General features: G+C 37.8%; 20 protein-coding genes. 7 read left to right on the plus strand and 13 right to left on the minus strand.

Annotated features, from left to right (window positions below; genetic code table 11):
• Positions 1 to 894: 894 nt before the first annotated feature.
• Both CKW03_RS20395 and CKW03_RS10110 read left to right on the plus strand, forming a co-directional pair.
• Positions 895 to 1476, plus strand: a complete 582-nt coding sequence (locus CKW03_RS20395; RefSeq protein ID WP_139185442.1) for a HEAT repeat domain-containing protein — start codon at positions 895 to 897, stop codon at positions 1474 to 1476.
• Between the two features lie 60 nt (positions 1477 to 1536).
• Positions 1537 to 1938, plus strand: coding sequence for a helix-turn-helix domain-containing protein (locus tag CKW03_RS10110; protein ID WP_093096352.1), 402 nt, complete (start codon positions 1537 to 1539; stop codon positions 1936 to 1938).
• Positions 1939 to 2006: 68 nt separating this feature from the next.
• Here the strand turns inward: CKW03_RS10110 and CKW03_RS10115 are convergent, their stop codons facing one another.
• The 3 genes from CKW03_RS10115 to CKW03_RS10125 form a co-directional block, all read right to left on the minus strand.
• Positions 2007 to 2537, minus strand: coding sequence for a DinB family protein (locus CKW03_RS10115; RefSeq protein WP_093096354.1), 531 nt, complete (start codon positions 2535 to 2537; stop codon positions 2007 to 2009).
• 7 nt (positions 2538 to 2544) lie between these two features.
• Positions 2545 to 2883 (minus strand): DMT family transporter, encoded by a 339-nt coding sequence (locus CKW03_RS10120; protein ID WP_093096357.1) that lies wholly within the window; start codon positions 2881 to 2883, stop codon positions 2545 to 2547.
• Positions 2884 to 4927: 2044 nt separating this feature from the next.
• Entirely contained in the window at positions 4928 to 5674 is a 747-nt protein-coding gene (locus CKW03_RS10125) for a GIN domain-containing protein (RefSeq protein ID WP_093096360.1), read from the minus strand.
• A gap of 180 nt (positions 5675 to 5854) precedes the next feature.
• Here CKW03_RS10125 and CKW03_RS10130 point away from each other — a divergent pair, with 180 nt between their 5' ends.
• The 4 genes from CKW03_RS10130 (at position 5855) to CKW03_RS10145 (ending at position 10149) form a co-directional block, all read left to right on the plus strand.
• Complete coding sequence (locus CKW03_RS10130; RefSeq protein WP_093096362.1) at positions 5855 to 6415, plus strand: Crp/Fnr family transcriptional regulator; 561 nt, start codon at positions 5855 to 5857, stop codon at positions 6413 to 6415.
• A gap of 178 nt (positions 6416 to 6593) precedes the next feature.
• Positions 6594 to 7985, plus strand: coding sequence for a TolC family protein (locus CKW03_RS10135; protein WP_236736457.1), 1392 nt, complete (start codon positions 6594 to 6596; stop codon positions 7983 to 7985).
• 2 nt (positions 7986 to 7987) lie between these two features.
• The gene (locus CKW03_RS10140; RefSeq protein ID WP_093096365.1) at positions 7988 to 8953 is read left to right on the plus strand and encodes an HlyD family secretion protein; all 966 of its coding nucleotides are present in this window, start codon (positions 7988 to 7990) and stop codon (positions 8951 to 8953) included.
• A gap of 5 nt (positions 8954 to 8958) precedes the next feature.
• Positions 8959 to 10149, plus strand: coding sequence for an ABC transporter permease (locus tag CKW03_RS10145; RefSeq protein WP_093097767.1), 1191 nt, complete (start codon positions 8959 to 8961; stop codon positions 10147 to 10149).
• 238 nt (positions 10150 to 10387) lie between these two features.
• Here the strand turns inward: CKW03_RS10145 and CKW03_RS10150 are convergent, their stop codons facing one another.
• From CKW03_RS10150 to CKW03_RS10170, 5 genes are all read right to left on the minus strand, one after another.
• The gene (locus tag CKW03_RS10150; RefSeq protein ID WP_093096366.1) at positions 10388 to 11014 is read right to left on the minus strand and encodes a hypothetical protein; all 627 of its coding nucleotides are present in this window, start codon (positions 11012 to 11014) and stop codon (positions 10388 to 10390) included.
• A gap of 45 nt (positions 11015 to 11059) precedes the next feature.
• Positions 11060 to 12178, minus strand: coding sequence for a lipid-A-disaccharide synthase (lpxB, locus tag CKW03_RS10155; RefSeq protein ID WP_093096369.1), 1119 nt, complete (start codon positions 12176 to 12178; stop codon positions 11060 to 11062).
• 129 nt (positions 12179 to 12307) lie between these two features.
• Positions 12308 to 13510: a porin gene (locus CKW03_RS10160; protein WP_093096371.1), complete on the minus strand. Its 1203-nt coding sequence runs from the start codon at positions 13508 to 13510 to the stop codon at positions 12308 to 12310.
• Between the two features lies 1 nt (position 13511).
• Positions 13512 to 14585 (minus strand): agmatine deiminase family protein, encoded by a 1074-nt coding sequence (locus CKW03_RS10165; protein WP_093096374.1) that lies wholly within the window; start codon positions 14583 to 14585, stop codon positions 13512 to 13514.
• 73 nt (positions 14586 to 14658) lie between these two features.
• Positions 14659 to 15534, minus strand: a complete 876-nt coding sequence (locus CKW03_RS10170) for a carbon-nitrogen hydrolase (RefSeq protein ID WP_093096376.1) — start codon at positions 15532 to 15534, stop codon at positions 14659 to 14661.
• 109 nt (positions 15535 to 15643) lie between these two features.
• Between CKW03_RS10170 and dinB the strand changes: the two genes are divergently transcribed.
• Positions 15644 to 16711: a DNA polymerase IV gene (gene dinB, locus CKW03_RS10175; protein WP_093096379.1), complete on the plus strand. Its 1068-nt coding sequence runs from the start codon at positions 15644 to 15646 to the stop codon at positions 16709 to 16711.
• Here dinB and CKW03_RS10180 read toward each other — a convergent pair.
• From CKW03_RS10180 to CKW03_RS10200, 5 genes are all read right to left on the minus strand, one after another.
• Positions 16703 to 18091 carry an exonuclease domain-containing protein gene (locus CKW03_RS10180; RefSeq protein WP_093096381.1) on the minus strand — a complete coding sequence of 463 codons (1389 nt, stop codon included), beginning with the start codon at positions 18089 to 18091 and terminating at the stop codon, positions 16703 to 16705. The genes dinB and CKW03_RS10180 overlap by 9 nt on opposite strands.
• Positions 18092 to 18160: 69 nt before the next feature.
• Positions 18161 to 19165, minus strand: coding sequence for an aspartate--ammonia ligase (gene asnA / locus CKW03_RS10185; protein WP_093096383.1), 1005 nt, complete (start codon positions 19163 to 19165; stop codon positions 18161 to 18163).
• Between the two features lie 143 nt (positions 19166 to 19308).
• Positions 19309 to 20589 (minus strand): anthranilate synthase component I family protein, encoded by a 1281-nt coding sequence (locus CKW03_RS10190; protein WP_093096384.1) that lies wholly within the window; start codon positions 20587 to 20589, stop codon positions 19309 to 19311.
• A gap of 5 nt (positions 20590 to 20594) precedes the next feature.
• Positions 20595 to 21866 carry an adenylosuccinate synthase gene (locus CKW03_RS10195; protein ID WP_093096386.1) on the minus strand — a complete coding sequence of 424 codons (1272 nt, stop codon included), beginning with the start codon at positions 21864 to 21866 and terminating at the stop codon, positions 20595 to 20597.
• Positions 21867 to 21991: 125 nt separating this feature from the next.
• Positions 21992 to 22486 (minus strand): Fur family transcriptional regulator, encoded by a 495-nt coding sequence (locus CKW03_RS10200; protein ID WP_093096388.1) that lies wholly within the window; start codon positions 22484 to 22486, stop codon positions 21992 to 21994.
• Positions 22487 to 22529 lie beyond the last annotated feature (43 nt).

The following is a 22529-nucleotide window of genomic DNA, read 5'->3' on the forward strand; positions in this document are numbered from 1 at the left end:
TTATGACATGTCCACCTCTAATAAAGTCTAATAAATTACTGGAAATATTGTGCAGATTTTCAATTTTCAGAAAATCAATAATTAATATTATCAAATTATATAGCGGTTTGTAACTTACTGATAATTATGTATTTATATATTTTTAAGACATGTCTTATTCTTGTAATTATACAATTAAAATTATTTTTGAGACATACTTTTTTAGAGACTAGATGTAATTTTGATTAATCACAAACGAGGAATTAACTCATGTTTAAATAACAGGCTGATTCCGCTACTAATACGCCAACTAACTATTAATAACAAATATTAAAGAATATGTATCTAGGTTATTACCTTCAATTTTATCTGTTATATGTACAGGCAAAATTATGGAGTTATCCTTCCTTGACAAGGCTAACAATTGTAATCTTCGTATCCTTAATCCTTGTTCTGATTATTAATCAATTGCGAAACCTGTTTTACGAAGCAAAATATAGTCAGGATGATCAGTCATTTAGGTCCTTTAAAGAGAGGCTGGAGAGCGCTATTAATGATATCCTCATGAATAGGAATAATCTCTCGGAACAAAATGTCTTGAATGATTTTGAATCAATTTATAATATCAAAGGATCCCGAAGAGGTTTAAAGTTCCTGTCTAAATTATTGATCCAGGCGAATCTTAATTCCAAGATCGGCAAAGTTGCCCTTAATGATAACAATTATAATATCATTATGAACACCTATGGGTTGGTTAATTTCTGGGAATTAGAGCTGGTCTCAAATAATTTGAATAGGATCTTTAAAGCTAAGAAGAACCTTGATAATCTAAAGAATGATTATCAGCAACAAATACTCCATATCTCCGCGCACAACCTTCCTAAAAAATTGAACAATAAAGGCCCTCAAAAGCTAATGAAAACAGAAAATAACGAACCTTATAAGTTTTTAGACGAAAGCTTTGTTATTGAATTCAATCCCTTGGATGAGATTTTGGTCCATCAATTTTTAATGGTCAAGGCTGAGGCAGGTCGATTGCCACTACTTAGCAGATGGGTCAGAAATTCAACCAATACGGCATTTAGGATATTTATGATCAGGGAAATCGCCTTCTTTAATCAGAGTGGCTGTGGAGCTATTTTGGCTAGCTTACTTTGTAAGGAATCTTGCAATGAAATTCGACTTGCAATTATTGAAACATTAATAAGCCTAAACCACAAACAAAGCGAATCACATATTATCGCTTGTTACCCATCCAGTAACAAAAAGGTTAAAAGAGCAATTATCAGAGCTGTCACAACATTTAAAACAAAATTCGGACTGGAATTCCTTAACGAGGTTTTCTTTGATTCAACAGATAACATCTTAAAGGAAGAATTAATACAAGCAATGAAAACGATTAGAAACCAATGTGATATGGAAAATGAAGGGAAAGAGGATACAGAACCGTTTTATGAAAAGACAAATAATAAACAAATAAATTACCAAATAGGGTAAGTCACCATATTAATAACAAACCGAAATTCTATCAAATTAATTAACACTATCTATTCTATTATGATTGACAACGTTTCAACTATCAAAAAGGAGTATATGAACCCAGATACGGAGAATAAGATTCTGGCGGCACTTACTCAATGGGAAGCACAGGAATCATATTTAAATCCTTCTTGTTCTATTACCACGGCGTCCAAAGAGATAGGATGTAATTCTAAATATCTTTCCTTCGTAGTAAATAAAAACAAGAAAATTGATTTCCCTAATTATGTAAATAATTTAAGATTGGATTTCTTGAATAATTATTTAAGAACAGTGGAAGAAGCTAGAAACTTTAAACTAACGTATTTAGCTGCTCTATCAGGCTTCTCATCCTATGGAAAATTTGCTAAAAGCATTAAAGATCGAACTGGTTTTAACCCAACCCAGTTTATCGTTTTCTTTGACGAAAAGATTGCTTAATTAGCAAAAGCTAATCCTAAAGCCAAACAATTTGGCTTTAGGATTTCCTTAATGGACCTGGCAAATGACTATGCTGTTTGGTCTAAATGCTGTAATAAATTTAAGGTCACCAATAGCTGCCCATAATGCCTTTGTGCATGCTCTGCCGCATGGAATAAAAGCCCTATTTGCGTGGTGGGTATTCTTTTTCTGCCCAAGAACCTTTCTTCCCCTAGGCTGTCGGGATTGACATTCTTTAAAGATTCTATAAAATCCTCAACAGTCCTTTCTACATTAGCTTTCAAATCTTCAAGACAGAGGTCATCATTGCGTTGACCTTCCTGGCTGAGGGCATCAAATTGATTTTCATTCAAGGTTTCTCCTCGGGAATAGGTCATCAATCGATCAATGACCCCAGCAATATGTTGCAAATGGAATCCAATCGAGGCCATACCATAAGGCTTGATCCATAATTGTTTATCATACTTATCTGAATCAATTTTTTGGATATCTTCATTGACCTGCAATATAGCATGAGCTACAGGTTGAAGTAGGGTCGGAACTTGAGGTATCGGTCCTCGCATCCATACTTCGGGTTGTTTTTCTTCTGCGTCCATCATAATTAAATTAGTTTTGACTGATTGATTTATCTCCAAATGTTACCATGACCATTCCTACAATAATGATCAAGGATCCCAATATCTGCATCCAGCTTAATGGTTGCTTAAACCATAATGCCATTGCCAATTGTACGGTAAGAAATGTACCCCCTGAACAAAGTGCTATGACTATAGGTTGGGGAACGGTTTTGAATAATTGGACCAAAAACCAAGATGCAGAAAGTAAAATGATATTCCCACCGATCAATGCCATCCACTGATATTTTGGTTGTATTCCGCCATATTTAAAAATAATACTAGAACTGATCTGACATAGCCAGAATCCAATAAAAAACAGAGCTTTCATAAGGGTAATTTTACAGCCTGAATTTAGAACATATTTTATGAAATATAAAGTGTAGCGAAGAATTGAAACTTAATTTTTTGAATTAGAATGAAAGGAATTAGCTAGCTGAAAATTATTTCTATGGCTCCCGTATCGGTGGAAAGGATACAGGAGCTCAATAGAAATAGTAGTAAAGAGATTATGGAGATTCTTTATAGACTTTTGTAAGCCTTTTATTTTTTTAAATCAATATTATTTAGAATGATTTTAAATAACACTACAAACTTAACCCTTCCAAAGTAGAGTTCAAAATAATTTTATAACGTAAAAGGAAATAATATTGACGAAATCCGAAATAAAAACAATCGGTAAATAGTTCACTTTCAATTCTGAACGATGTGTGAAGAATCTGTACGCCAATTTCCTACAATTTCCTGTCATTCTAAATCGAAGATTTAGAACCTGTACGCCAATACTATCATAGTTTGTATAATTCCGAGACCTTTCGTGCCTCAAGGTGACACCGGAATAGGAAACTCTTTTTTGGGATATACTGCCTATGCTGGATAGAATAAATGCATAGGTATGCAACCCCCAGCCGGGGTTGAATCTTTGGAGAGCGTGGAATCGCTTGCCGGAGAACCCCTGGAAGGGGTGGAATCTTTGTAGGAAAATTGGAATGTAAAACGGCTAACCCCTAGCGGGGGAGAAATATTTTTCTGAAATTTCTATTTTAGAAAAAACAGTTCGTTCGCTGTGCTTACGATGACAGATTCCGCAAAAAAAAAACAAAAATAGATTCTTCGCTTTGCTCTGAATCCCTCTCAGGAATATCCAATTCTGAACGATGAGTGAAGAATCTGTACGGCAATGTCCTACAATTTCCTGTCATTCTAAATCGAAGATTTAGGACCTGTTCGCCAATACTATCATAGTTTGTATAATTCCGAGACCTTTCGTGCCTCTCGAGATGACCCGCGGAGTAGAGATGCCAATATTTTTCTCTGTTACTTTTGAAGCCCAAAAGTAACCAAACCGACGAAGGAGCACACGGATACCAAAAACAACTCGAATCCGTAACGGCCTTGGCTCATTTAAGGTGGCTTTTCGCACAATCACCCACACATGGATAGAATGCCTTGTTGTCGGGAATATCTTTCAATAGATCATCCCTTTTGCTGGGATGGTCTATTGAAAGCATTCCAAGGCCAATCCCATCGCACAAGACATCGGCATTCTTTCCATTTTTCTGCCACTGGAAATGAGCCAGGGGCTAAAGGGCTTCCTTCGGAAGAATGATGTTTGTATTTTTAGGGAACCCCTAGCGGAGTGAAATATTTTTCTGAAAATCCATTTTAAAGGGGTCAAATCAATAAAAAATTGCTTCCTCATCTTACGATTTCGGAATGAACGATTCTTAAAAAAAATAAAAAAATAGATTCTTCGTTTCTCTCTGAATCCCTCTCTGGGACAGTTCCAATTCTGAACGATGAGTGAAGAATCTGTACGGAATTGTCCTACAATTTCCTGTCATTCTAAATCGAAGATTTAGGACCTGTACGCCAATACATTTATGGTTTGTATGGTTCCGAGACCTTTCGTGCCTACGATGACACGTTTGTTAAATCTATGTTTCTAGGTATTTAGACCTATATCTCCTCTCCAGAAGGATATTTTTTATCCGCCATACATCCCCAGAGGGGATGAATTATTTTAGCATGGATGGTAAACAATAAAGGGGTAATGCAAAAACGAAGTTCGATTAATCGAACTTCGTTTTTGCGCGACTTTCAGGCTAACGTGCCATGTCTGCTAAAATAATGGAACCCCAAATGGGGTTCTATATTTAAAAAACAAAAGAGCTAATAGATTTTCATTGCCAACATGCTGTCATCACCTTCCGATAAATTTAGTCCAAATTTTTACCTCTCAAGGTGACATCGGAATAGGAAACCCTTTTTGGTGTCCTACTGCCCTGGAAGGGCAGAAATATTTTAGCAATGTTATTAAACAACATAGGAGCTAAATTAAAACTTAGCTCCTTTGTTTCGTCCTTAAAATATTTCTAGAGTTGGCTGACAGAACCACCTGATGAATGATTGACAGATTTTGATTTAGGGTTTCCGGAATATTCCACTTTGGCTCCTGAAGATACATTTGCAGTCAGTTCATTGGATACATTAATTTTTAATCCGGCACCTGAGCTACCATTAACCGTCAAATTAGAGGTTTTGAAGCTTTGTAAGAAAGCCTTGCCATTAGAAGACATATTCACTGTAGTTTGTTTTGCCATACCAGATAGTGTTAATTCACCTGAGCTGGAAGCATTGATCGCCAATTTTTCAGTTTTTAATTCTCCAGACATTTTACCTGCAGAGCTGAGATTTATTTCAGAAGATGTGGCTTCCACTTTTCCAGTCTTCAGCTTTCCAGCAGAGGACATGTCTGCACTGAAATTGTTGACACTTATTGGGTCCAATATTTCTAATGTTCCTGCGGAGCTAACAGCGATCGATTCAATGGAAGAATTGCTGTAAACTGTTACCTTCAATGAATTGTTACCTCTGATATTGCTTCCTCTTTTTACCCGGATTTGCAAATTTCCAGCTTTTACTACTGTTTCAATCTTATTCAGCAGATCTTGTCTGGAAACATCCACTACGACCTCATTTTTTGAAGATTTAATGAATTTAGTTTGAATTCCGGAAGCAACTGAAATACCTGAAATATTCCCGATCTTTCTGGTCTCATGGTGTTGAGCATGCGCCAATGAAATAAAGGCTAACATAATAACGGTTAATGTAATTTTCATCTTTTAAAATTGATTAGTTTGAAGCTATTTTTACCTTTTAACTTTCTAACATAAATGTACTTATTTTTTTTAAAAGTATCCTTTCCCTTATAGTGCCGAAATTCCTGTGATTTATTGCAAAATTCATTTGTTTAGGTTAATTAAAAACAATATTTTCAATGTTTATCAGCACAAATTCGGATGACCATATTAAAATATTTTAAGGAACTATACCATATCAATGATGAGCTTGAACAATTCTTTGATTCTATTATTGAAGTTAAAGAATATGCAAAAGGCGAAGTAATCTTTGAACCAGATACTTACTTAAAATATATCTACTTTATTGAATCTGGATTCACTCGGATTTACTACTATAAAAACAAAAGGGAAATAACCCATTATTTCTTTGGACCTAATAGCTTCGGTACCGGTATTGAAAGTGTCTTTTATAAAAAACCATCATTATTTGGCTTCCAAGCATTGGCTCCATCTAAGGTTTGCCTTATTCCATTTGCCCCAATTGAAGAACTATCAAATACTGATATTACCGTCAATAAGATTATTCAAAAGGTGCTATTAGACTCTCTAATAAACTTTTCCAATAGGTTTTATAAGACCCAGTTTGAAACTGCTCATGAACGCTATAATGCTTTGATTGAAGAAAACCCCGAGCTGTTCCAAAACGCATCCTTGGGACATATCGCTTCCTATCTAGGTATTTCCCAACAGACCCTCTCAGTCATCCGAGGGATTAAATAGTATTTTTTCTAGGTCATGTTGGCGATATTTTGATATCGCTCCTCCATATTAACTTATGGATGGTAATTTTTATGGGTAGAAATTCATTTCCATCGCCTTTTTTAAGATATCTGAAATTTATTCATCTAAAACACTTGCATCTTTGTCTTGTTAAAAGATTAAGTCAAACTGATTCAACATGGATTTTAAAATTAATAAAACCTTATCAAGCTTAGCTTTTGTGTGGATTACAACGATGACTGCTTTTGGTCAAGAGGGGCTGGAGACTTTCAAAGCACCAGTTGAAAAGGCAGTTAATTATAATAAATCACTGATCAATGCTAACCTTGAAAATCAAAAAGTAGCATTGGACCGGGAAAATGTTAAAGGAAAATTGTTGCCTACAGTTTCTGCAAACGCAATGTATGGATATCTTAACAGCAATATCGATGTGGATATTCCAGCGAAGACCTTGCCATTGCTAGGAACGACCATTTTTGATGGTTCGCAAAGGATGAACCTTTCGACCCAAATTGGAATGGCCGGTGTAACTGCAACCCAAGTAATTTTTAGTGGCCTTCAAATCACAAATGGTCAAAAAGCTTTGGAGCAAAAGTTTAAGGCTCAACAATTGATGACAGAAGCTGGCTATGATGAATTGGCCCAAGAGGTCATGCATAGTTTTGACCAATTGATGCTTTTGAAAGAAGTGGACCTATTGATTGTTGATTCTGAAAAAAGGTTGAACAAAGAACATGTCAAAGTGGTCAAAGGAATTGAAAATGGTTTTGCGATCCCTTATGATCGGGACAAGATCAAATTGGCGATGTTGGAATTGGAAAGTAAAAAGGCAGAAGTTCAAAGCAATAGGGAACTATTGTACTTTAAACTGCAGGAGCTGACCGGGATGAATATTGAAGAATTGGAAACCATCAGCTACCAACTTCAAGAGATCAATTTGGAAATGGATTCCGCTAAACAGATGAACCGAAAGGAGTTGCAAGCTTTGGAAGCTTCGCAAAAAGCCTATGAATACGTTTTGAAAAAAGAAAAAGGCGCCAAGCTACCGCAGGTATTTGCCTTTGGTAATGTCTCGTATTTCAACGCTTTTAGCACCAATATGACGCTCAAGGATTTACCTCATCTAGGGGATTTAAAATTAGAGTCCAATCATTTGAGAATGGCGCCCAACTTTGCTTTAGGTGTAGGGGTTAAATGGACCATTTTTGAAGGAAAGGCCCATAAAACTGCCATCGATAAGGCTAAATTGGATATTCAGATTAATGAGAACAAACTTGCTGACACCAAGGATAAACTTTCACTATTACAGCGTAAAACTGAGGTGGATTATAATCTGGCAATGAAAAAAATAAGTGTGAGCAACCAACAAGTTGAAATTGCCAAGAACAATCTTCATTTAGCTTCTAGACAATTTGAAGAAGGTTTGGCGGATGTTACGGAAAGATTGGAAGCAGAAAATGAATTTTATAAACAGTCATTGGGATTTTACAATCAGGTCCTAAATCAACGCCTAGCAGCATCGGAGTTATTAAAAGCAAACGGAAACTTATACCAAACCATCACTAGATAAACATGAAAAATATTATATACAGCATAGCAGGAATTATTCTTTTACAAAGTTGTTCAGGGGACAATGCTAAAAAAGAAACAAAATTAGAAGGCAAAATCGAACGTGACCAAATTGCCGTGACCACGAAGATACCTGGAAAGATCCAGAAGATTTTGGTAGAAGTAGGAGAGAACGTCCATAAAGGGGATACCTTGATCGTTTTGGAGTTGCCTGAAGTCGATGCCAAATCCATTCAAGCTGAAGGCGCATTAGCTGCCGCACAAGCGCAATATGAGATGGCAGTCAAGGGTGCAACTGATGGACAGATGAAACAGCTCCATGCGAAGGTAGATGGCTTAAAAGAACAATTTGATTTTGCCCAAAAATCTTTGGATAGGATGAACAACCTTTTAAAAGATTCCTTAATAGCCCAACAGAAATATGATGAGGTCTATGCCAAATATCAAGGTGCCAAGAATCAATATCTAGCCGCTCAAGCTGAATTGGCAGATGTGCAGCATGGAGCACGTATAGAACAGCAAAGAATGGCTTTGGGGCAGAAAGAACGTGCATTAGGCGCCGTCGATGAAGTAAAAGTAGCTGGAAAAGAAAGGTATATCTTAGCTCCACAAGATATGACTGTAGAGAATATTAACCTACAGATGGGGGAACTTGCCTTAGCTGGATACAGCTTGGTTTCAGGATATATCAATGATGGTACTTTTTTTAGGGTCACCATTCCCGAAAGCAAGGTAAAGGAATTTGCGAAAGGGCAAGAGAAAACCTTGACCTTACCTTATTTAGATAATAAGGAAATAAAGGCCACTGTAGAGACCATTAAGCCATTGAGTTCTTATGCAAATATCTCAACAGCATACCCTGATTTTGAAGAACAGGAGACCTTGTTTGAGGTTCATCTAAAGCCAGTAAATAAACAGGAGTCTAAAGATCTATTAACGAAAGCGACTTTCATAGTCAAACAAAACTAATGAGCATGAAGAATTTTTGGAGTTTAATAATAAGAGAATTCAAGCTATTCTTTCAAAACAAAGTATTGCTTGTCCTTTTCCTTGGTGCTCCTGTGCTTTATGGCGTTTTGGTTGGTGGAGTATATAAAAAAGGGAAAGTCACTAATCTACCCATTATTGTAGTGGACGAGGATAGAAGCCCATTGAGTAGGCAGTTGATTGATATGTTTGAAGAAAATGAGGTCATTTATGTAGCCAAGGTTCTCAATGATCCTTTTTCGGCAAAAGATGAAGCCATGAAAACGGAATCAACCGTAGTGGTGCAGATTCCTAGAAACTTTTCTTCTGATATCAACTATAATCGGAGCACAGAACTGACCTTGTTTGTCAATGCCTCCAATACCTTGACTTCCAACTATGCGATGATGGCGGTCAATGTTGCAGCATCTACTTTAAAGGCAGGTGTTCAGATTAAAGCTCAACAGAAAAAAGGTGTTCCTGAATTTGTCGCAAGCAAGCAGTTTGAGCCCTTTAAGATCACTATGATCAAGCAAAATATCCGTAGTGGCAACTACCTTTACTTTATGTTACCGGGAGTTTTATTGACTGTTTTGCAACAAGTTATGATGTTAGGATTGGCATTGAGTTTTGCATCGGAGTTTGAAAAAGGAACCTTTAACGAATTGGTCAGCAGATCTAAAAACGTTTTTGTTCTGATCTTGGTGAAAATCTTGCCATATATCTTGATGTCCTTCTTAATCTTTGGTCTTTACTATGCATATTCAATTTGGTACAGAATGCCTTTGGAGCTGGAAGGCTGGACTTTCTTTGGATCTACCATGTTATTCCTGTTGGCAGTAAGCTTCATTGGGGTGCTGGTCAGTATCGCGATCCCAAGTCAATTGAAGGCAACAGAAATCTTGATGGTGATCGCTACGCCAAGTTTTATCTTAAGTGGTTTTACCTGGCCTTTAAGCCAAATGCCTGATTGGGTAGTTGGTATTGCGAAAATGATTCCGCTTACCCATTATCTTCAGATTTTCCGTACCTTAATGATTGAAAAAGGTACATCAGCTTATTTGCAAGGCCCAATTTGGGGTTTAGCTATCATTGCCATCGTTACCTTGATTGCTTCCATCATTCTCTTGCAGTTGAAGATCAATAAGGCCAAGAAAGAAAATAAAACAAAAGAAAATACGCAACAAGCAATAGGGTAGAGCTCCAACTAATTTCATAATTGATGAAAAATCATGAATAATATTGGCTAGCTCTTTTGGATCTTATTCGAGACACATTCCGAAATTTCCGAATATGTCTCGAATGAGGTCAAAGCTTGGTCCGAATAATACGGATCATTTATTAAGAATAAAGGGTAATAAAAAAACGATCAACTGTATGCAGCTGATCGTTTTTTTTATATTCCGAAAATTATTGGACAAATATTTTATTCTATTATTATTCCTTTGCTTTTATTTCAACTGATCCTTCTCTACCCGGAGAACCAGAATAGATCTGGCCTTGTGGCATTCCTCTCAATCCAGGATAGGACATAGAGATACGGCTGTAAATCTGTCCAATCTCGCTGGTTGGATTAACTCTTTGGCCGCCTTCATTCACATCTACAAATAAGTAGTTGGTTCCTTTTTTATCCTTTGTTTGGGGGGTGATACCATTTGGATCATAGGTAATGCTGACTTTCCCACCATTCCCATTCGGAAATGTTTTGGTACCATTGAAGGCATCAAGACCTCTTGCAATTACAAATAGGGATCCCAATTTTCTGAAATTGACATCCATGTCGATGTTCGTTGCATTGTTCTTGCTGTCTTGTCCGGTGATCACTACATTTTTACCAATTTCAGCATATCCAATATCGAGCTTGACATCCTTCTTGGCGTAGAACTCCAATTTGGATTTATCCTTCATGATCAAGGTATCAATCTTTAGGACCATAGAAGAGTCACCTCTGCTGAAAACCTTTTTGTCTTTTTTTCCAAGCTCTAGGCGTGGAATATGTTGAACTTCTTGGGCATAAGTAAAGAAGCTACCTAAAATTAACGCTAAACTTAATATATATTTCATTTCATTATCCTCCTGTTTATTAGGACAATATTATTGGGAAAAAGTTTAATTTTCTGCCTTCATATATTCCACGATCAATTTAGCTGTTTTTTCGGATGCACCAGGGGTTCCCATCTTCTCCATAAGCACATCATAATTTTCTAAAACGCTAGCCCGATGCTCTGGATTGGAAATCAATAAACCGAGTTCATCAGCGATATTAGAGGTGGTACAATCCTTTTGGATCAATTCAATAACGGATAAATAGTTGTTGATCAGATTTACCAAGGAAATAAACTGCACTTTGATGACCTGTCTCGCTATCATGACCGAAATAGGATTGGCTTTGTAAACCACCACTTGAGGAACTCTTAACAAAGCCGTTTCTAAAGTTGCTGTACCACTGGTAACTACTGCAGCCTCTGCATTGTTTAGGAGATCGTAGGTTTGATCAAATATAATAGGTATAGGGTAATCGCCAATATACCTTTGGTAAAGACTGAGGTCAATATTCGGGGCTCCAGCGATGACCAATTGATGTGCAGGGAATCGGTTATAGAGATCGACCATTTCTGGAAGGAGATGTTCGATTTCCATTTTACGGCTTCCCGGTAATAGGGCGATGATCGGACTTTTGTCCAAACCATTTTTTTCTCGGAAATCTGGCTGGAATTTATACGCTGAAATGGCATCCAATAGAGGATTGCCGACATAATCTACATCGTACCTGAATTCCTTGTAAAACTTAACCTCAAATGGAAGGATACAGAACATGTGGTCCACCACTTTTTTGATCTTGTAGACGCGTTTTTGGTTCCAAGCCCAAATTTTGGGTGAAATATAATAGTTGACCGGGATCCCGATTTTCTTTGCAAATTCCGCTATTTTCATGTTGAAACCTGGGAAATCTATCAGGATTAGACAATCGGGTTGGACTTTTTGGATATCTTCTTTGACCTTTTTTAGGTTTTTAGAAATACTCCTCAGGTTCATCAACACTTCGATGAACCCCATGAAAGCCATTTCAGAGGTATGGATCAAGACAGGGACTCCAGCAGCCTCTTTCATCTGATCGCCACCAACAATATGGAATTCAGCTTCAGGATCTTCTTTTTTTAATGCTTTGATCAGGTTTGCACCATGCAGATCGCCTGATGTTTCACCGGCTATTAAGTAATACTTCATTGCAACAATTAATCTTTAAAGATAAGGATTCTTATTACCATGATGCAATAAATGGGTAAAATCCATAGGATTAAATGACAAAGGCTGCAAAATTACTTGCAGCCTTTGGATAATATGTGTTGGGAAAGTTTAGATTCCCAATTCAACTTGGAACATCGCGCCCCAAGAGCTTTTATCATTACTGTTGTTGAAATGGCCATCCTTGAAGGTATAGTTGCCATTCAATTGGAATTTCAAACGGTGGGATTTTACATATTTGGTTAAACCTAGCTCCATTACTTCCGTTTGTCTTTCAAATGCCTTGATTTCACTGTCCGGTTGAACCATGGTATATCGACCAGCTATTTCATAGCCGTGGTTCATCAGGTAGGATACCTGCTGGTTAACTCCCCATCCTTTATAAGCAACGGTTTCTTGAGGTGTTTCCTCATCTGTCACGTTAAATGGATTGTCTACATCGCGACGCATGTATTCAGCCTGATAAGCAAAGCCACTATATTTAAATATAGCATCGGCAAAGGTCGTTTTAAATGTGAAAGGATTTTTTACAAATCTTCCCAATTGTCCACCTTCTCTTTTGGTTCTATCATTATAACTATAGCCTCCACCAATGGATAGTTTTGGGGTTTCCTCACGCTCTAAATCACCCTCTTGGTAGTCATTTCCATCAGAAAACTTACCCAATGGTAGGAATTCCACACGGCCTGTATAGGCTAAACCTGGGTCAGTTGAAGATGCTGCACGGCCTTCACCTGTTGAAATTGCCGCTTTTGCATTGAAAGGCATGTTACCAATCTTCTTACTCAAGTTTAAGGAAATACCAAAGTCACGGTCTAGAGTAAAGTTGTCATTCACTAAGGAACGATCAGCAAATTGCAATTGTCCTGATGAATTCACACGTTGACGGTTACCCGGTAATTTGTTCTGTCCAAAGGATAAATAAAAATCGTCAGAGAAGTTATAAAACATAACAGCGTCCCTTACGATATTTGCCACCTTGGTATCATCGTAGTCCTGATCACTGCGCGTAAAGGCCAATTGAACGGAATAAGAAATCTTAGGGGTATAGATGTAACCATCCATACGCATCCGTAGCCTTCTGATCCTTGCATCAAATTTACCATCGTCAATATCATTCAGTTCTTGTTTGAAACCTAAACGGTTTTGCATCCTGAAACGAAAGTTGATATAGAACAAAGAGTCATTCGATTTATATTGAATCCCTTTGAAGTTTAAGATAGTTGCACGGTCATCTCTTTCCTGAGCTTGAGCCAAGCAAAGACCTAAAAAAATGAATGCGCTGGTTAATAATAGCTGTTTTAGGTTTTTCATATTATATTGATGGTTCTTGTTGGCTTAAACAATGAAAACTCCCCAATCCCCAAATAATATCAACCGAGTCGATACCGATTACTTTTCTATCTGGGAAGACACTTTGGATAATCTCCAAAGCTTTACTGTCGTTTTTATCATTAAAAACAGGAACAATAACTACTTTGTTTGCAATATAGAAATTCGCGTAAGATGCTGGTAGTCTTTGATCATCATATTCTACCGGCCTTGGCATTGGTAATTCAATAACATTTAAGGAGCGACCATCCAAAAGCTTCATTGCTTTTAAGTTTTCTAGGTTCTCCTGTAATAGTTCGTAATTATCATCAGCTTTATCTTCTTCTACAACGGTAAGTACGGTGTCTTCGGAAACAAATCTGGTAATATCATCAATATGCCCATCGGTATCATCGCCAACAATTCCATCACCTAACCAAAGGACTTGGTCTTGACCATAATAATCCTTTAAGTAAGTTTCGATCTGTTCCTTGTTTAGATGCGGGTTTCTGTTTTCATTCAATAAACAAGCAGAAGTAGTTAGGATAGTCCCTTTACCATTAAATTCTACAGATCCACCTTCCATGACGATTGGAGGTGTAAAAAGTTTCAGGTTAAATTCCTTTGCGATTCTCGTTGGAACTACATCATCAAGGTCAAAGGGAGGGTATTTACCACCCCAAGCATTGTATCCCCAGTCTACAACTGCTTTCTCGCCAGTTGCACGATTGATTACAAAAGCAGGACCGTGATCACGGCACCAAGCATCGTTAGTAGGGTTCAAATAGAAACTAATGTTTTCCATTTTAGCTCCTGATTTTTCAATATGCGAAAGAGCAAAAGCTTTCATTTCCTCATCAGCAACATTGATACGAACCAGTTGATCTTCAGCAACCAGTTTAATGAATTGGGAGTAAGGTTCGTAAATAGTTTCGATTTTTCCTGGCCAAGATTCTTCTTTGTGGGGCCAGCTTAACCAAAGTGCGTCTTGCTTTTCCCATTCAGCTGGAAAAACAAAACCTTGTGCTTTGGGGGTATCTTGATATTGGTATAAATCTGAATTGATATGCGCTGTCATATTAAATTAGCGTAAAAAAACTATGTTCTGCAGGACAAAACATAGTTTTTAATATATTTTAAATTAAAGGTTATTAATCTTCGTCAATGAACCTTTTTGTAATCGGGCTATAGGTCTCAATACGTCTATCACGTAAGAAAGGCCAGTGTTTACGGAAGTAGTCGGATTGATTTAGATCGATTTCCACGACTTCAACTTCTTCTTTATCATGGGAGGCCAGGTACAATAATTTACCTTGTGCATTGGTAGCAAAACTACCGCCCCAGAATTTCATGGCTCCATCTTGTTCAAATCCAACACGGTTTACAGATACCACCGGAACTCCGTTCGCAACGGCGTGAGAACGTTGGATAGTCTGCCAAGCGTTATATTGGTCTTGGTTGGTTTCTTCATCTTGGTCAGTCGCCCAGCCAATAGCAGTAGGGTAGAACATGATTTCAGCTCCCATAAGCGCAGTAATCCTGGAAGCTTCTGGGTACCATTGATCCCAACAGATCAATACGCCAATTTTACCAAATTTTGTGCTGAATACTTTGTAACCTAAGTCACCTGGAGTGAAATAGAATTTTTCGTAGAATGCTGGATCATCAGGGATATGCATCTTACGGTATTTACCAAGGTAAGAACCGTCTGCATCTAGGATAGCGGTGGTATTGTGATATAATCCTTGTGCTCTTTTTTCGAAAAGCGAAGCAATGATCACTACGCCTAACTCTTTAGCCACAGCAGAAAGGGCATCTGTAGAAGGTCCAGGGATTGCTTCTGCTAAATCAAAATTATCGTAGTCTTCTACATCGCAGAAATACAAAGAGGTAAATAACTCTTGCAAACATACAATTTGTGCACCTTTAGCAGCAGCTTCACGAACTTTCTCAATAGCTTTGTTTAGGTTCGTTTGTTTGTCTTTTACACAAGACATTTGAACCAAACCAACTTTTACTTTACTCATTTTTTAATAATATATTGGACTTAGCGCAAAGATACTATAATTTCATGGCTTAAAGTCAAATTTGGGCAATGGATATGTAGTATTAATACCATTTTTTTACTTTTGGATAATGCGAAAGATCATTCATATCGACATGGATGCATTCTATGCTTCTGTAGAACAGCGAGATTTTCCTGAATTCAGGGGGAAGGCCTTGGCCGTGGGTGGTTCACCTGATGGCAGGGGCGTTGTGGCTACGGCAAGCTATGAAGCCAGGAAATTTGGTGTTAAATCGGCTATGTCATCGCGGATGGCCTTGAAATTATGCCCGCATTTACTGTTTACTTACCCAAGATTTGATGTATACAAGGAAGTATCCAATCATATTCGTTCTATTTTCAGTCGCTACACGGATTTGATCGAGCCCTTGTCTTTGGATGAAGCCTATTTAGATGTAACGGAAGATAAGCTTGGGATCGGGTCGGCCATTGAGATTGCCAAACAGATCAAAGAGGCAATTTCCGAAGAACTGAATTTGACAGCCTCTGCCGGAGTTTCAGTCAATAAGTTTGTCGCTAAAATTGCTTCAGACTTTCAAAAACCTGATGGATTGACTTTTATTGGTCCATCCAAGATTGTCTCCTTCTTGGAAAAGCTGCCTATTGAAAAGTTCTTTGGAGTCGGTAAAGTCACGGCAAAAAAGATGAACCAAATGGGGATTTTCAATGGTCAGGACTTAAAAAGGTTTTCGGAAATCGAAATGATCCAGCATTTTGGGAAGTCGGGGAAATTCTTTTATCAAATTGTTCGTGGCGAGGATAATCGACCTGTGAAACCCAATAGGATCAGTAAGTCGATTGGTGTGGAGGATACTTTTGAAACGGATCTAAGGGAAAGGGAGGATATGGTGGAAGAAATAAAAAGGATATCTAGCAAGCTATATAAACGTCTCAAGAAAGCGGAAAAGTTTGGAAAGACCATTACCTTAAAGGTTAAGTTCGGAGACTTTACGCAAATCACCAGAAGCCGTACTTTCTTTACAGCGATGGAGGAATTGGAGGAAATTGAAAATCAAGCTTTGGATCTACTGGACAAGCTGGACCTGCAAGAAAGTAGGGTCAGGTTATTGGGCGTTACGATTTCTAATTTCCATGATCAGGATGCTGTGGAAGAGGGATACCAATTGACGCTATTCTAAAGGAACGCCTTTTAATTGCAAGACTTTATTGGGGTATAAGGCCGCATAGCTTTCCGCCAGGTGGTTCATGTAAAAATTGTTGATCACCAAATCATCTTGGCTGACAATGTTCTCAATATCCAAGTTTTCGTCTTCATTTTCTACAAATCCAATGGCATGGACCTTATTGTCCTTATAATAGATGTAGCTCTTCTCATTCAGATTCCTGCCTTTATCCAAAATCACAAAACTACGCTTCTGATCGGTTAAGGATTCGATGGCTTGGGTGACCTTGAGATTGTAATCCTCTATCTCCGGGAAGTTTTTTTGAGCTACTATTTCCTTGATTTCTTTGGGGGCGTTAGGATTTGAAAAAAATGAACATAAACGCAAGTCTAATTCAAATTCCTGAACCAAGCGGAGCAGTAGCTGTGTGGATTCATGGACGCTATTGAAATAGTAAATGGGTTTTACGTTTTTACGGACTTGGCAAATGGAAAGCCGGATATAGCCATTTTGATCTTCGTAATCTAAAAGACCATACTTGGGTTCAAATTTCTTTAAAGCCCGATTGTAGATGGGCCAGTTCTTCTTGATCAAGTGGCATTCCAATAGGAAAGCCATCAATTCGGTACCGGTTTCTTGGAATTCGATGTGGCAGATTTCATTGATAAAGCTTTGTCTTCTTTGACCTGTATTATTGCCTGTAAAGTGGGAAATCACCCTTTTCTTAATATTGTTTGCTTTACCGACATAGATGATCTTGGAACTGGAATTCTTGAAAATATATACTCCAGTACTCATGGGTAGGTTATTGACCAAGTCGGAGGAAATATGGGTAGGGATGCGTTGTTCCTTTGCCTTATGCTTGATGGAATTTTCAATTATTTGATTTGCATCGGCTACTTTCAATTTCTGAAATAAGGTCACCGTAGCTTCTGCATCGCCTTTGGCGCGGTGTCTATCCTGAATATCAATACCCAAAGATTGACATAAACGCCCTAGGCTATAAGAATTGAGATTTGGGAATATTTTCTTGGAAAGTCGAACTGTACATAACCTTGAAGCTTTCCAATCGTAGCCTGAACTTTTTAATGATGATTGGATGAAGGAATAATCAAAATGTACGTTATGGGCAACAAATATCTTATTGTCCAATAGATTATAGATCTTCTCGGCTACATCAGCGAAAACAGGGGAGTCCTTGACCATTTCATCCGTGATTCCTGTCAGGGCTTGGATATGGAAAGGAATGGGCTGTTCCGGATTGATTAAGGTGCTATACTCGTTAATAACTCGATCACCATCGAAAATAAAAATAGCAATCTCCGTAATTTGGCTGGCAGAGGCATAGCCACCAGTGGTCTCGATATCGACTATAGCAAAGTGTGAGGACTCCATTAAACAAAAATAATACTAATAATTTTAATTACTAAAATTATTAGTATTATTTTGGAAGTTATTTATGGATTATAGTAATTCGACTCCTTGATCTAGGAGCTCTTCTTTTTTCTTAGGATCCCAAATACTTACTTGAACCTCGCCAATATGTTTTAATTTCAACATAAACATGCAGATTCTGGATTGACCGATACCACCACCAATTGATTCTGGCAATAGATCATTCAATAACATTTGGTGGAAAGTAAGTTTTTGACGGTCTAGGCTATTTCTGATTTCCAATTGGGTCATCAATGCTTTTTTATCAACACGGATTCCCATGGATGATAGTTCAAAGGCAGAGCCAAGAATTGGGTTCCAGACCAAAATATCACCGTTTAACCCTCTAAATCCAAGGCTATTGTCGGTACTCCAATCATCGTAATCAGCTGCACGGCCATCATGTGCAAGGCCGTTGGACAATTCGCCACCGATACCATAAAGGAATACAGCTCCGAACTCTTTAGAGATTGCGTTTTCACGCTCTTTAGGAGATAGGTGAGGATAAGCCAACAGTAATTCTTCAGATGAAATGAACTTGATTTCTTTTGGAAGGATAGTCTCTACATGTGGGTATTTTTCGGCAACTGCTTGTTCGGTGGAATAGATAACGTCATAGATCTTTTCTACAGTATCTTTTAAGAAATCTAGATTACGGTCATCATAGCGGATGCATTTTTCCCAGTCCCACTGATCCACATATATAGAGTGAATTGGAGAATAATCTTCATCAGGGCGCAAAGCTCTCATGTCGGTCAGGATACCTTCTCCAGGTTCCATTTCCAATTCTTTTAATCTGATTCTTTTCCATTTTGCCAAAGAATGCACCACTACGGCTCTTTGGTCTGATAATGACTTGATTGGGAAAGAAACCGGTCTTTCGATACCATTTAAATCATCATTAATTCCTGTTCCATCCAAAACCACTATTGGTGAAGAAACTGGTGTAAGGTTTAAAATTTCCTTCAATCGAGATGCAAATGTTTCTTTAACAAACGTGATCGCTTGCTCTCTTTTTAAAATATGACGTCCCATTAAAATTTTTACAATATAAACATAGCTTAGTATGACATTTGTCTACTAATTTTCATAATCGAAACAAAAATAGCAAAATGTTAATGATTTGCAGATTTTATTGAAAAAATAACTACAATATATTGGGTATCTGATGAATTTATTTAAAGCTTTTGTTCTAAAGCTTTCAAAATCGCACTTGCTTTGGTATAACATTCGGCGAATTCATAGGCTGCATTGGCATCTACCGTGATGGCACTGCCCGTATGAAATGATAGGTATTTTTGGGTTTTATTGAAGAGAATGGTGCGGATGACCACATTAAAATCAAAATCACCATCTGCTGAAAAATAACCAATGGCTCCGGAATAGACAGCACGACGCGAAGTTTCATATCTGTCGCATAATTTCATGGCTGAAATCTTGGGTGCACCGGTCATTGATCCAGCCGGGAAAGTATTGCGGATTACTTGGGTGTCACTGAGTTTTTCATCCATTTGACAAGAGACCGTGGAAATCATCTGGTGGACATGTTCGAAAGTATAGATTCCGAGTTTTTCCGTCACTTCAACGGTTCCAGGAATGGCACTTCGGGTCAGATCATTGCGGACTAAATCCACAATCATTACATTCTCTGCAATTTCTTTGGGGTTGTTTGCTAAGTTGTTCCTTAGTTCTTCATCTTCTTGGGGATCCTTTCCTCTTGCTGCTGTACCTTTTATTGGTTGAGAAACCAAAGTTTTACCTCTTTTGGCAAGAAAACGCTCGGGAGATGCACTGATAACAAACTTATCCCTGATTTTCAAAAAGGATGAAAATGGAGTAGGAGAAAGGCTATTCAGTCGGAGGTACAACGCTTCCGGATTATCGATCTCTGTTCCTTCTGCATAGAATTCTTGGCAAAGATTGGCTTCATAGATATCCCCCTGATAAATATGCTTTTGGATATTATTGAATGCATCAAAGTAAGTCTCTTGATTCATTCTAGCCTGTATCTTTCCTTTAAATTGGTAGTCTAGATCCAAATTCTGGGAACTGCTGATTTCTTCAAATATCCTTTGAGGATTTTCGGATGTAATGGTAATAGAACCTGACTGGAATTCGATCAGGACTTGTGGGATGAAGAAATAAGCATCGGGAAACCCTAATGGATTAGGATGGTTTGTTTGAAGGTCTTCGATCTCATTCTTGAGATCATAACTAAGAAATCCCGGTATCAAAGTGTTTGGATACCGGGATTTAAATTTTTCTAGATCGGTAAAAACTGATCCAACATTGGCTGAGAATGTATCTTTAGCACCGATGGCCAATAGATTCCCAATTTTAGAATATTGATTTTGAAAGCCATTCGATTGAAAAAGACATACCGTATCAAATCCTTTAGACCATTGAAGTGCCTGAAGTAAAAATGCAGAAGAGTCCGTTTCAAAAATGGCTTTTGCCATGTTTCTTATAAAACAATAGTTTGAGTACGATCTGGACCTACTGACAAATACTTAATTGGCACATTCAATTCTTTTTCTAAGAATGCAATGTAATTGTTCAATGCCGCTGGGATTTCGTCCTTACTACGGATACCAGTTAAATCTGTATTCCATCCTTCAATTTCTTTCAGGATTGGCTCAGGTTGGTGCGTAATGATTTCATACGGCATGTAATCGATCGTTTCGCCTTGGTATTTATAGTGTGTACACACGTAGATCTTATCAAAGGTATCCAATACGTCTGCTTTCATCATGATCAATTCAGTAACCCCGTTGATCATAATTGCGTATTTCAATGCAGGAAGGTCAATCCATCCAGTACGGCGAGCTCTACCAGTAGTAGCGCCAAACTCATGACCTAATTGACGTAATTGCTCACCAGTTTCATTATCAAGTTCTGTAGGGAAAGGTCCGCCACCCACGCGAGTTGCATAAGCTTTGAAAATTCCGTAAACCTGACCAATTCTATTAGGCGCAATACCTAAACCGGTACAAGCACCAGCAGTAGTAGTATTTGAAGAAGTCACGAAAGGATAAGACCCGAAGTCAACATCCAATAGCGTTCCTTGTGCACCTTCAGCTAAAACACGTTTACCGTCCTTTAAATATTGGTTTACAAGGTGTTCAGAATCTACATGAGGAATTGATTTCAAGAATTCAATAGCATCCATGAACGCTTTTTCTTTTTCAGAAAAATCAGGGATCTCACCATAGTGAGCCAACATGGAAAGGTGCTTTTGTTTAAGTTTTTCGTAACGTGCCATAAAGTCTGGAAGGGTTGTATCCCCAACTCTCAATCCGTTACGGCCAGTTTTGTCCATGTAAGTTGGACCGATACCTTTAAGCGTAGAACCAATTTTACCGGCTCCCATATTTGATTCAGATGCAGCATCCAATAGTTGATGGGTAGGTAATATTAAGTGAGCTTTACGCGCAATTACCAAGTTTCCTTTACCTACTGGATCAAATCCAGCAGCTTTAAGGTTGTCCAATTCTCTTTTTAGGATGATAGGGTCGATTACAACTCCGTTACCGATTAGGTTTAGGGTTCCTTCATTGAAGATTCCAGAAGGAATAGTGTTCAATACAAATTTCTTGTTGTCAAACTCTAAAGTGTGTCCCGCGTTTGGTCCGCCTTGGAAGCGAGCGATCAAATCATATTTTGGACAAAAAACATCAACGATTTTTCCTTTTCCCTCGTCTCCCCACTGCAATCCCAATAGCACATCAACTTGCATAGTATTACTTGAAATTTATTAGTTAAAATTTATTTTGTTTGTTCACGAATCAAAAAAAATTCGGAAAAAGGTTGTAAGGTGCCTTTTTCCGAACAAAGGTATATATTAATTCCTCGAATGTTAAATTAATTTGAAATTACTGCTTCTTTTACTGGAGCTTCTTGGTTAAGCTTACTTTTTCTGCAGTCTGCACAGATTCCATACAGGTTTAGGGAATGGTGCTTGATATCAAAATTCAATAAATCACCAATCATCGATTGGATCTGGTAGACCCTTGGGTCACAAAATTCCACTACTTTATTGCACTCAATGCAGATTACGTGGTCATGTTGTTTGTAACCATAGGATTTTTCGAATTGAGCCATGTTGCGGCCAAACTGATGTTTGGTCACCAAATCACATGATACCAATAATTCTAAGGTATTATATACCGTCGCTCTACTTACACGGTATTTTTTGTTTTTCATGTGGATATAAAGAGACTCTACATCGAAATGGTCTGATCTCGAGTAGATTTCTTCTAAGATTGCATAACGCTCAGGTGTTTTTCTGAGATTTTTGTTTTCTAAATAGGCTTCAAAAATCTTCTTTACGGTTTCGTAATTTTCCCCTTGTTTCATAAGGTATTTCCTTTATAAGTTCCAAATTTACCAAAATAGGATG

The sequence above is a fragment of the Sphingobacterium mizutaii genome (assembly GCF_900187125.1).
Lineage (GTDB): Bacteria > Bacteroidota > Bacteroidia > Sphingobacteriales > Sphingobacteriaceae > Sphingobacterium > Sphingobacterium mizutaii.